Origin of the sequence: Teichococcus wenyumeiae, from assembly GCF_003696345.1 — a bacterium.
Taxonomy (GTDB): Bacteria; Pseudomonadota; Alphaproteobacteria; order Acetobacterales; family Acetobacteraceae; genus Pseudoroseomonas; species Pseudoroseomonas wenyumeiae.
Genome location: NZ_RFLX01000069.1, coordinates 1 through 10,416, shown reverse-complemented (window position 1 = coordinate 10,416; position 10,416 = coordinate 1). Strand labels below are relative to the sequence as shown.

The following is a 10,416-nucleotide window of genomic DNA, read 5'->3' as shown; positions in this document are numbered from 1 at the left end:
GTCGGCTCGAAGCTCCCCGTCCGAGGGCGAAGCAGCACGGCATCGGCACGCTTGGGAAGAAGGGCATCCAGACAGCGCTTACGGTTGTCGAACCGCCTGAAGTCGCCGACCTCGGCCACCAGGGCCGAGGCGACGATCAGAGAGACGCCCCGCATGGCCTGCAGCGCCTCGACCACTGGCGCCATGCTCCAGCAGGGCACGAGGTCGCGAATGCGGCCGGTGAGGCGCTCAATGCGCGCCTCCAGTTCGTTCACCGCATCGAGGTATTCCTGGCCGGCGACCTGCTGGGCGGGGTGCGGGAAGGTTTGCTCCATCAGCCACTTGCGATGCGGCCAGGTCCAGCGCTTGCCGTCATAGCTCCGCCCGTGCCGGAGCAGAAATCCCATCAGCCGCTGCCGTGCCTTGCGCAGCGCCTCCACCATGTCGGCCCGCGCCCTGACCAGATCCCGCATGGCTTCGTGCTCTGGGTCCGGCACCCAGACCGGCGTCAGCTCGCCGGCCCGATGCAGGCGGGCGAGCGCCGTTGCGTCCCGTCGGTCAGTCTTGATCCGATCGCCAGGTTTGCGCGGGATCAGGTTCGGGCGACCACCACGCATTCATGGCCGCGGCTGCGGAGGTGTCGGTACACTCCGTAGCCGCATGGGCCGGCCTCATAGACGAAGCGCAATGCCCGGCCGCCCCGGCCGAGCCGAGCCGCCAGCCTGTCGAGTGCCACGGGATCGTTCGGGATCTCGCCCACGAACCGCACCTCGCCATCCCGGCCGGCCTCCGCAACACACACGGCAATCGTCGCCTTGTGCACGTCCAGCCCAACAAAACTGATATGCTCTCCCACGGCCCGTCTCCTGTGCTGAGGCAAGGCGCCGGCCCACCCGGGGCAACCCTCGTCATTCCTGCACAGTTCGAGGCGGGCCACCCCGCCTCAGACGGATATCTGGTCTAGCCCTTCCGCACATAGGTCTCCTAATATGTGCGTCCAGGCACAGCAGCCATGAAGTCTCGGATGGACATGTCGGATCGTGTCGGAACAAGGCCATACTCTGCCTGGACAGATTCGGCGACTAGAGTGGTACGCCGACGTGCCTCGATCATAATTGAGACCCGTTCGTAAGCCTGAAGCTTGTCAGAAGCGTGTATGCCGTTCACCGGGATAGAGTTGCTGGCGTCAGTTTTATAGTAATAATCCCCAATAACTTTACCTATAAGATGAAAATCTGATTTATACTTAGCGCATATCCGAAGAAGAAGGTCGTAATCTTCTTCCCAAGTCAGCGTCGAGTCAAATATAAGATCGGCCTCCTGCACCTTATGACGGTCAATCAAGAAACTATGAATGGGACAGAAGTTCCCATCGAACAGGTCCCTTAACCGGTCACCCGGGCCGAACGGCTTCTCAACCTGTTCTCGGACGTACAAGAACGTAGGGAAGACATCAGCTCGTACGACTCTTACGGAAGCAAATGCGATCGCCGCATCTGATTGTCGGAGGCGCTCCCGCAACAGCGAGTATGCTTCTGGATACAGTACGTCGTCGTAGTCAAGGAAAGCGAGATACCGACCTGCAGCCGCAGAAATGCCCATGTTCAGCAGCAATGTTCTAGCATCTGCCGGCGTCGACTGCTCCAGGTTGCAGATAGTTAGCTGCGGCGCTTCTGGAAGATCGAACAATGGCTGCAGCGCTTCGCGAACAGCCGCGACATCAGCCTCAGAAAAACGCTGCAGCGAGATGATAATGTTCAGCGGTCGATGCTTTTGTCCCAGCAACGAAAACACACAACGACTCAATTCATTTAGACGCTGCGGGTTGTGGAAGCGGACAACGCAGTCCAGGGTCTGATCAGTCATTATGGTCACCAGCGTGGAGTAGCGAAGCTAAAGTGATGGTCGAAGTCTGCATAGCTGCGCCACTCCTCCGGCACCATCTCAGGCGCCGCTGCGGGCATCTGCAGTTCCATGCCTTGTAATTCGGAGCGGAGCCAGTTTTCGAAGCTGCTGGAGCCCCACTTCCGCGCCAGCACAACGCCGGACTCATAGATCATCTTGATGGTTGCCTTGCTTATCTGCCGGTTCGTTACAGCATGCAGGAAAAGAGCCGCAGGGCATGTCTTCAGGGCAAAACCGTTAGCACGTGCCCGCCAGGACAGGTCCACATCCTCACAGTACATGAAGAAGTCGTCATCGAAGCCGCCGAGAACCTCGTAAGCCTCTCGCGGAATCGCTAGACAGGCGCCTGACAACCAGGGCGTATCAAAAGTTTCACGATCATATGGCTTGGGGTGCTCCATCGGAAACTGTAGCGCTTCTACAAGTGCCCGGTTCGCGTGTGCCTGCACCATGCGCAGCATGCAGCCTAGAGCGTCCGGATGCAGCATGCCATCTGGGTTCACAGCGACATAGACATCGGAACCTGCCGCGAAAGCTTCCCTCATCAGCAGGTTGTGTCCAGCTCCGAAGCCAACGTTACCGACGCTCGGAAGGCGACGAATGTTTCCATCAGCCGGCAAGATCGCCTCGCTGCTGGTACCATTGTCCAGCAGCATAATGGAGCCGTCGAGTGGCAGCCCTGCGCGGCGCAAGGACATGGTTGCTGCTTGGACAGCCTGCCGCAGATCGGCATCCTCATTGTTATAGGTGACAAAACCGACTACTAGACGGGTGCCCGGGGAAATCAGGCGCCCCTCACCCAGCGTATGTGCCCGGATCTGATCCAACAGACGCTGTGGCGGCGCCAGAACTGGGGTCGGCGGCATTGCTCGTGGCTTTTCAGCGCCAGGTGACAGGAGTCGGAAAGTATAACGTTGGAAATATTGCTTCAGTGACAAGGAATCGCGCGCGCTGATGATAGCCGGCGTATTTTCCATCAGATCAGGGCGCGCTACTTTCGCCCAATCGTATCCTGCTTTCTCACACACGTAGAAGTAGATACGCTCAATCGCATGCGCAACTGTGCCGTCGATCTGCCCCTCCTCAGGCGGAAAATCTTCCGTCTGCAGGTCAAGATCCAGTAATGGGCGTAGAGCCGCACTACGCGCCCAGAACATTGATCCTGAGGGGAAATCCAGCACTCCCTCCTTGTCGATGGAGAAGTTCATCCGCTCCGCCAGCGACGATGCCTGGTCGATGTTGTTGCCCCAATTGATCCAGTGCCGCACTGGCTCAAAGTGCGCCGCCGCCACCATTCCTAGGTTTGCGTTGCTCCGGAATGCCTCAAAGATGCTACTAACAACCTTGGGCGTGCCTAACAGATTTTCGAGGATATGATAGCGCCAACGGTCCAGTACCGAAGCATGGCGCGAGCGCTTGGAGTGAAGGTGCAGAACCACTTCATATTTATCGTAGACATCCTTGAAGCTAACCAGCTTCGGCGCGATGTCGCGGCCGCGATTTGGCACGACACGGACCTCGACCTTACCCTTGTCCCATCCGTCGAAAGCGCGCTCAATCTGTTGCTGGCCGAAATTATCTCGGGCAGAAATAAACAGGTCCACCTCGCCTGGGATGTTCTGTAGGTAACTGCGGAACTCCACAGCCAGGTCGGCATAATACAGATGGATTATAGCGGCGACGCTTCCTTCCTGAGCGGCGACGGAACTGTCGACGTAACGCAAGGGAAGGCTCAAGCTGTAATCGCGGTCGATGGGACGGGCTGCTTCAGGAATATCGGTGGAGACGAGCTCGATGCTGCTCGGCATGTCTGCCCGCGTTACCGCCTGCACCATCTGCCCACTCGCGGAAGGTCCAGGCAAAGACGACCGTCTGCGAAGACGGGAGACAACCTGTCCTGTAGCCGTCCACCACATCAGCTTTGCCGTGCGCCTACCAATAAGCCGGAGCCCCGGTGAGCGCTTCAGAATGCGCTGCAGCGGATACATCATCTTCCAGGAAGAACTGCCGTAAATTGCGGCTAGTTGCTGCGTGAGATGATGGGTTGCTTCCGCTTGGCCCCTCAGCTCGTGCTCAAGACGAGCGATCGCCGCAGTCTGCACGCCTAGTGCCTGCTCGCGCTCCGCCAGGATGCTCTGGAGATGGTGTCGCTCGCTCTGATGGCTTTTTTGTTCGGCTACAAACTTCGCCGTTAAGTTGCGCAGTTCGTTTCGCAGCGCATGCTGGCTTTCTTGCGAACTCCGGCGGGCATCGGCCTCCGCACTAATTAGCGCCCGCTTTGTCTCAGCCAGATCCTGAACGGCCGCCGCTCGGCTTGCCTCTGCGTCCTGCAATTGGTTCTGAAGGTGATGGAATTCATCGGATCGTACCGCCAACTGGTGTTCCAGATGGTCGGTTCTTGACTTCCATTCCTGCTGGAGATGCTCTGCCGCTGCAGCCAACTCCTGGCGCATTTTCTCAGTTCTTGAGACAAGCTCCTGCTCGAACTGGGCAGCACTGAGGGCATTTTCGTGCTCGAAGCGAGCAGTTGCCTCCTGCAGCAGCCGTGTCGCCTCGTCGCGGCCAGCAGATGCTCGTAACATCCCCGCAAGAACTTCTTGGATCTGGCCGTCCCAATCCGCAACCTTTGCTAAGGCTTCTGCATGGCTGGATGACAGTGCATCACCGTAGTCAAGAAGTGCGTGCAGGGCCTCTTCGCGAGCCAGGAGAGTGCGTTTTATAGTTATCGACTGGCCGAGCGAAGAATAGATATTGCGGACCATGGCCGCATCATTGTCGGAGGCTGTAAATAATGCCTGCATCACATCAGGAACAAGACCAGGGGCGATAATGCCGAGGCCATTGCAGTGCTTGAACTCAAAACTTGGATGGTTCTGCGCAAGTTCCTGAAAGAATTTCCAGACACCAAATCGACGCTCGCGGACATTGGTATCGTGGAATAGAACGATAGCATTAGGCGTTAGCTTTGGCAGCCAAAGCTCATAATCTTCCTTCACGTCTTCATAGAAGTGGCGGCCATCAATATGTAGGAGATCGACGGAGCCATCGTCAATATAAGCCACAGCCTTGTCGAAGGTCTGGCGCATCAGGGTAGAGAAGCTCGAGTAACGATCCTGATTTTGCTTCAGGACGGTGCGATACACCGATTCGTCGTAGAAGCCTGCGTGTTCATCTCCCTGCCATGTATCGACTGCATAGGCAGTTGTATCAGTTCCTAGTTTCTGAAAGGCTTGGCAGAATGCGAAGTAAGAGTAGGCGTAATGGCTGCCTAATTCGACAAACCGGCGCGGCCGCAGAGTATCGGCAAGCCAAAAGGCGAATGGGCCGTGCTCAAGCCAAGCCGACTGGGGAATGTAGTCCGGCTTCCAGAAAGATGCTGGAGAGATTAACTTGTTGACTTCTGCTGGCAGCATCATGATCTCCCCGAGGCACTTTACAGCTCGCATAAGCTCTTACACTGGGGCTGCGTAGGTGCCAACTTCGGCTGGAACGACGAGGTTATGAGACCTGTGCGCGGAAGGGCTGGAATCCGCTGATCTGCCGTGATTCGATGGGCACCAGGGCGGCTGCGGGGAGTGCCTCGGATGTCACGTCGACGGATTGGCCAGGAAGCACTCATCCTCACGCCTGATGGTTCTTTCAGATTTCGCGCCAAGCAGCGCGGCGTGGTCCGAAGTACGCAGTCAAGCTATGCTGCTTGCAGGATGGCGAGCAGCACGTTTGCACGGCGGAGATGAAGCAAGCGACGACGGTTGGCGGAGACGTGCTGGTTGTGGCGGGTGCGGAGACGGAGAAATGCACGGAGTTCATCGTATCCTCGACAGAACCGCTCCGCCGCACCGAACTCCTTGAACCCTCGCATACATCGGATCCGGCCTTTGATGCCCCGGTGGTCTTGTTCAAGCCTGTTGTTCTTGAATGCGCTGGTCCGGTGCTTCACGTCTTGACCCAGCATGGAGCGGATCGCGCGTGGATAGGAACCGTGCCCGTCCGTGGTGACGCGGTCAGGCGTCGTGCCAGTGGCCGACTTGGCCGAACGGAAGAAGGCCTTGGCGGCCGCCATGTCCCGGTGCTCGCTGAGCATGGTGTCTACCAGGTCGCCGTTGCGGTCGATCGCCCGGTAGAGGTAGCACCAGTAGCCTCGGACCCTCAGACATGTTTCATCGACGTGCCACAAGCGCCGTCCGGCTCCACCCTTGCCACGACGGCGCTGCCGAAGTTCGGTGGTGAGGACGGGGGTGAGCTTCGCTTCCCAGTCCCGTACTGCCTCGTGGCTGAAGATGATCCCGCGTTCGAGGAACATCTCGCTGAGGTCCTTGAGCGTGAGCCGGTAGCGCAGGCGCCAAAGCACCACGAGTGCGATGACGTCACTCGGATACTGGGTCCGGTTCAGTAGCCCGCCGCTGCGCTCGTTGAACTGCCGGCCACAGTTGTGGCAGCGAAAGCGCCGGTAGCCCTGCGCCGTGCGGTCCCGCCGCTCCGAAGTGGCCGCGGAGCCGCAGTCGATGCATTCCATCCTGGGCTCCAAGCGGCCTTGATCCAGCCCGAAGCCTACGCGCGGCCGACCCAGCCCGCTACCCACCCCCACTGGCGCGAGCGCTGACAGAACCCGCGGGTCCAGCTGCTGTGACAGAGATCCTGATCGTGTGGAATGCTGCACTGCAGGTGAAGGCGGAACTCGGTACAGCAGCAAAGTCGGATCCGCACCCATGAGGGTGGCGAGATAGAGGAACCGTCCTCTGCCGACGGGGGAAGAATCTGCGCCTCAGACGATCAGCCAGACTCGTCTCAGAATTTGCTTCGGTAGATCGCCTGGGGCGGGGATAATATGTTGCTGCACAGCCGCTACTATCTTGGGCACCATGTCGGAAGGCTGGAGGAAACATCTGATGTTGCCGGCTCGATTCGAATGGACTCGGAGGCATGCCCTCTCAGCGATCATGATCGGCGGGACAGTAGGCTTCGGACGGGGCGAGGCGAGCGCCGCCGCGCCCATGCTCGGACCGGCTCGGCCGCGGCACTACCGTTTCGAACTCGGCCGCTTCGAGGTCACGATGCTCCTCGATGCCGAGGCTGCCATTGACGGACCATGGCCGGTCATCGGCAGCAACTCATCACAAGCGGAGGTCGATCGGCTCATGAGCGACAACCTCCTGCCGACGCACAAGTATCAGCCGGGGTTTACCCCGATGATCGTCAATACGGGAGAGCAACTGATCCTGTTCGACACCGGAAACGGAGCGAAGGGGTTCGTGCCGCACCCTTATGGCGGCTGGCTCGTCGACGTGCTCGCGCCTGCTGGCTTCGCCGCCGAGGCTATCGATCTCGTCGTCCTGTCACACGGGCATCCTGACCACATCGGAGGCATGTTCGAGAATGGACGTCCGCTCTTTCCGAACGCGCGCTATACCATCGGCCAGGTCGAATACGACTTCTGGGCGCGCGAGCGCGGCCATTCCGGCCCACTCGAAGCATTTGCAGCCCTGTTCCGCGAATACGTGGTTCCTGTTGCGGACCGGACCAGCTTCCTGAAGCCGGGTGCAGAGGTGGCGCGAGGCATAAGGACCGTGGAGGCTTACGGGCACACGCCAGGCCACCTGTGCTTTCACCTCGAGAGCGAGGGAGAACGGCTCTTCTTCCTGGGGGATTGCTGCCATCATCATGTGGCCTCGCTTGCACGGCCCGACTGGCACACCGTCTTCGACACTGACCCCATCCAGGGCGCGGCAACGCGGGCCAGAATGTTCGACATGCTGGCGACCGAGCGGATCGCGGTCAGTGCCTTCCACATGCCCTTTCCGTCGCTCGGCTTCGTGGAACGCCAGGGCAGCGGCTACCGGTGGGTACAGCACTCCTACCAGCTGACGCTGTGAGCGCAGAATAGGCGGGCAAACCCGCAGTTTCGACGAGTAAACCGGCGGGGCGTGCCCGGCACTCGAGGCTGCCGCTTGATCCTCCACCGAAGATCTCCATCGGCCTATTTTGTCTGCTTCGGAGACGCCCCGTGAGTGTCCTTCATGACCGGGATGGGCGCTGATCTGCCGCCAACTTGTCCGTCGCGGTCACAGTCCAGGGCTTCCTGTTAGGGCCAAGATGACGTACCGGACATGGCGGACATCAGCGCGCGCTCTGCGCGCTGGTGGCGACCGTCCGCTGGTCCTCCCGCGCCTCATAGGTCACGCCGCGCCGCGTCGCCCAGAAGTTGACGAGCTGGTACAACGGGATGGCCGCCACGTCCTCCGCCACGATCTTCTGGCCCTGGATCAGCAGGGCCTCGCGGGCCGCATCATCCATGGTGGACTGCGCCCGGGTGATCAGCGCGTCCAGCTGCGAATTGGAGTAGCCGCCCCAGTTCGCGGGCCCTGCACCGGTCTTGCTGTCCATGGTGATGAAGAGGTTGTTCAGCACATAGCCGGCCTCGCCGGTGCTGACGCCCCAGCTGAAGAACGGCATCAGGTACTCGTGCTTGGCGCCACGCCCGAGATACACCGAAGCCGGCACGGCATTGACCTCCGTCCGAACGCCGATGCGGGTCCACATCTGCGCAATGGCCTGCGCGACGGTGCGGAAGTCCGGACGGTCCGCGAAGGCGCTGAGCGTCAGGCGGAAGCCATTGGGAAACCCTGCCTCCGCGAGCAGCGCCTTGGCCCGCGCCTGATCAAAGGCCGGAATGCCGATCTCGGGCGTGTAGGAATAGGCCCCTGGCCACATGAACTGCCCTGCGGCCTGCGCCGTGCCTTCCAGCACGCGCTCAGCGAGGCTCTTGCGGTCGATGCCCAGTGACAAGGCCTGCCGCACCCGCAGGTCCTTCAGCGGGTTCTGCGCGAGGGGCTGCCCATCGTTGTCGGCGGCCTCCGCGGAGCCGCCTTCGGTGATAACATTGGGCAGCAGCATGATGGAGCGGTTGCCGGGTGCGGAGACCACGCGGAAGCGCTCATCCCGGCGCAGGCGCGGCAGGTCGTTGCGGCTGGGCGCGTCGATCATGTCGACATCGCCGGCCAGGAGGGCGGCACTGCGCGCCCCTTCATTCGCGATGAAGCGCATCTCCACCCGGTCCCATTCCGGCTTCTCGCCCCAGTAGGCGGGATTGCGCTCCATCACCGCACGGTCGTTGCGGGCAAAGGAGACCAGGCGAAATGGGCCGGTGCCGGCAGCGACGGCGGCGTTGTCGAAGTCGCCGCTGTCCTTCCCCTCTACCGCGTGCTTCGCGACGATGGACAGGGCACTCAGGTTCGTCGGCAGGATTGGAGAGGGTTGTTTGGTGGTGATGCGGACCGTACGCGCCCCCGCCACCTCGATGCTGGCGATGTCGCGGGTGAATGGTGCGTAGCCCAGGGGGCTGTTGGGGATGTTGGCGGAACGCGTGAGGGAGAAGACCACGTCTTCCGGTGTCAGCGGCTGACCGTCGGACCAGGTCACGCCCTCTCGCAGGGTGAACTCCCAGACGGTGTCGCTCACCAGCTTCCACTCGGTGGCAAGGCCAGGGGCCAGGGACATATCGCCCTTCTGCTCCACCAGGCGGTTGAAGAGGTGCAGGGCGAGGTTGCGGTCGCCGATGCCATTGTAGAAGTGAGGATCGACCGAGAGGGGGAAGGCGCTGACGCCGATCTTGAGGTCGGCCGCCTGCGCGGCAGACGCCGCCGCACCACAGAACAGCACCGCCGCCGCGATACGCCAGTTCGAACCCATCGTCTTGTTCCCTTCCCGCAGTCAGATCAGACCATCCGCCTGGCCAAGCGGCTCAACCATCGAACGGCCAAGGCCATGATAGCAGGCGTCAAGATACGCTTGGTCCAAACCAGGTGAACCAGCCCGGGCGCCGGGTCCATCAAGCGGACGCTCGAGGACGACCCTCCCCTGCCCTGCACAGCCTGTCCACCCGGTGATCCACAGCTTCGTCCCCGCGATCTGGGGACAACTTCGTGGCCGGTGTTGGCGGACAGCAGGTCCTCAGCGCAGTGCCAGCTCCTCCAGATAGGCGTCGAGCGGGTAGAAGCGACTGGCCACCGCCTGCAGCTCGCGGCTGGCATGGGACCAGTAGAGCAGCCTCACCTCGAAGCCGTCCGCCACCAGTTGCCGTACCATCGGTTCGTAGTCACCATCGCCAGCCACCAGGGTGATGTGGTCCCTGCCCGGCTGCCCCAGCAGGTAGGCATCGCGGCAGATGCGGGTCACCACGCCGGTGTCGACCCGCTTCTCGCGGCCGTTGGCAGCGCGCTCCACCACCCGCACCTCGAAGCCGGCCGCCTCGGCATGCGGCCACAGCACCTCGTTGCTGTCGGTGACCGAGCCGAACACGGTGGCACGCACCGGCTCCTCCACCTCCCGCAGCAAGGTCATCAGGCGGTGGAAGTCGAGCCGGTAGCCGAAGTCGATCCGCCCCTGTTGGTTCACCTCAGCGAGGCTGCGGGCCCAGCCGCGGGCGACGGCGCTGACCTTCTGCGCCTCGATGAACAGGTTGCTGCAGTCGATATAGGCCAAGTGCACGGTGATGCCTTTGCCGGGCTGGTTTGCGGCGCCCGCTCCGGCGAG

8 protein-coding genes and 1 pseudogene are annotated in these 10,416 nt (G+C 61.2%); 1 reads left to right on the top strand and 8 read right to left on the bottom strand.

The window, feature by feature from the left end; all coding sequences use genetic code 11:
* From EBE87_RS26620 to EBE87_RS26600, 6 genes and pseudogenes are all read right to left on the bottom strand, one after another.
* Positions 1-422 (bottom strand): transposase (locus EBE87_RS26620; RefSeq protein ID WP_233553465.1); only part of this gene is annotated, 422 nt, incomplete at its 3' end.
* Positions 423-431: 9 nt separating this feature from the next.
* Positions 432-596, bottom strand: a pseudogene (locus EBE87_RS30575) (IS110 family transposase); the annotation flags it as partial.
* Complete coding sequence (locus EBE87_RS26615) at positions 572-835, bottom strand: hypothetical protein (RefSeq protein ID WP_120640866.1); 264 nt, start codon at positions 833-835, stop codon at positions 572-574. The pseudogene EBE87_RS30575 and the gene EBE87_RS26615, both read right to left, overlap by 25 nt.
* A 128-nt stretch (positions 836-963) precedes the next feature.
* Entirely contained in the window at positions 964-1,845 is an 882-nt protein-coding gene (locus EBE87_RS26610; protein ID WP_122140268.1) for a glycosyltransferase, read from the bottom strand.
* A 5-nt stretch (positions 1,846-1,850) separates the two neighbouring features.
* Positions 1,851-5,300, bottom strand: a complete 3,450-nt coding sequence (locus tag EBE87_RS29230) for a rhamnan synthesis F family protein (RefSeq protein WP_199707962.1) — start codon at positions 5,298-5,300, stop codon at positions 1,851-1,853.
* 272 nt (positions 5,301-5,572) lie between these two features.
* Entirely contained in the window at positions 5,573-6,400 is an 828-nt protein-coding gene (locus EBE87_RS26600) for an IS6 family transposase (RefSeq protein ID WP_122140269.1), read from the bottom strand.
* A 373-nt stretch (positions 6,401-6,773) separates the two neighbouring features.
* Here EBE87_RS26600 and EBE87_RS26595 point away from each other — a divergent pair, with 373 nt between their 5' ends.
* A complete protein-coding gene (locus EBE87_RS26595; RefSeq protein ID WP_120639992.1) occupies positions 6,774-7,757 on the top strand; it encodes an MBL fold metallo-hydrolase in 984 nt (327 codons plus the stop codon).
* A gap of 244 nt (positions 7,758-8,001) precedes the next feature.
* Here EBE87_RS26595 and EBE87_RS26590 read toward each other — a convergent pair whose 3' ends face one another.
* Both EBE87_RS26590 and EBE87_RS26585 read right to left on the bottom strand, forming a co-directional pair.
* The gene (locus EBE87_RS26590) at positions 8,002-9,573 is read right to left on the bottom strand and encodes an ABC transporter substrate-binding protein (RefSeq protein ID WP_120639993.1); all 1,572 of its coding nucleotides are present in this window, start codon (positions 9,571-9,573) and stop codon (positions 8,002-8,004) included.
* 261 nt (positions 9,574-9,834) lie between these two features.
* Positions 9,835-10,416: NYN domain-containing protein (locus EBE87_RS26585; protein ID WP_147465061.1), on the bottom strand; the 582-nt coding region annotated here is incomplete at its 5' end.

What these genes read in the sequence shown, in the direction of transcription:
- EBE87_RS26610 (WP_122140268.1), bottom strand. Translation starts at nt 1,845, where the DNA reads ATGACTGATCAGACCCTGGACTGCGTTGTCCGCTTCCACAACCCGCAG.
- EBE87_RS29230 (WP_199707962.1), bottom strand. Translation starts at nt 5,300, where the DNA reads ATGATGCTGCCAGCAGAAGTCAACAAGTTAATCTCTCCAGCATCTTTC.
- EBE87_RS26600 (WP_122140269.1), bottom strand. Translation starts at nt 6,400, where the DNA reads ATGGAATGCATCGACTGCGGCTCCGCGGCCACTTCGGAGCGGCGGGAC.
- EBE87_RS26595 (WP_120639992.1), top strand. Translation starts at nt 6,774, where the DNA reads ATGTTGCCGGCTCGATTCGAATGGACTCGGAGGCATGCCCTCTCAGCG.
- EBE87_RS26590 (WP_120639993.1), bottom strand. Translation starts at nt 9,573, where the DNA reads ATGGGTTCGAACTGGCGTATCGCGGCGGCGGTGCTGTTCTGTGGTGCG.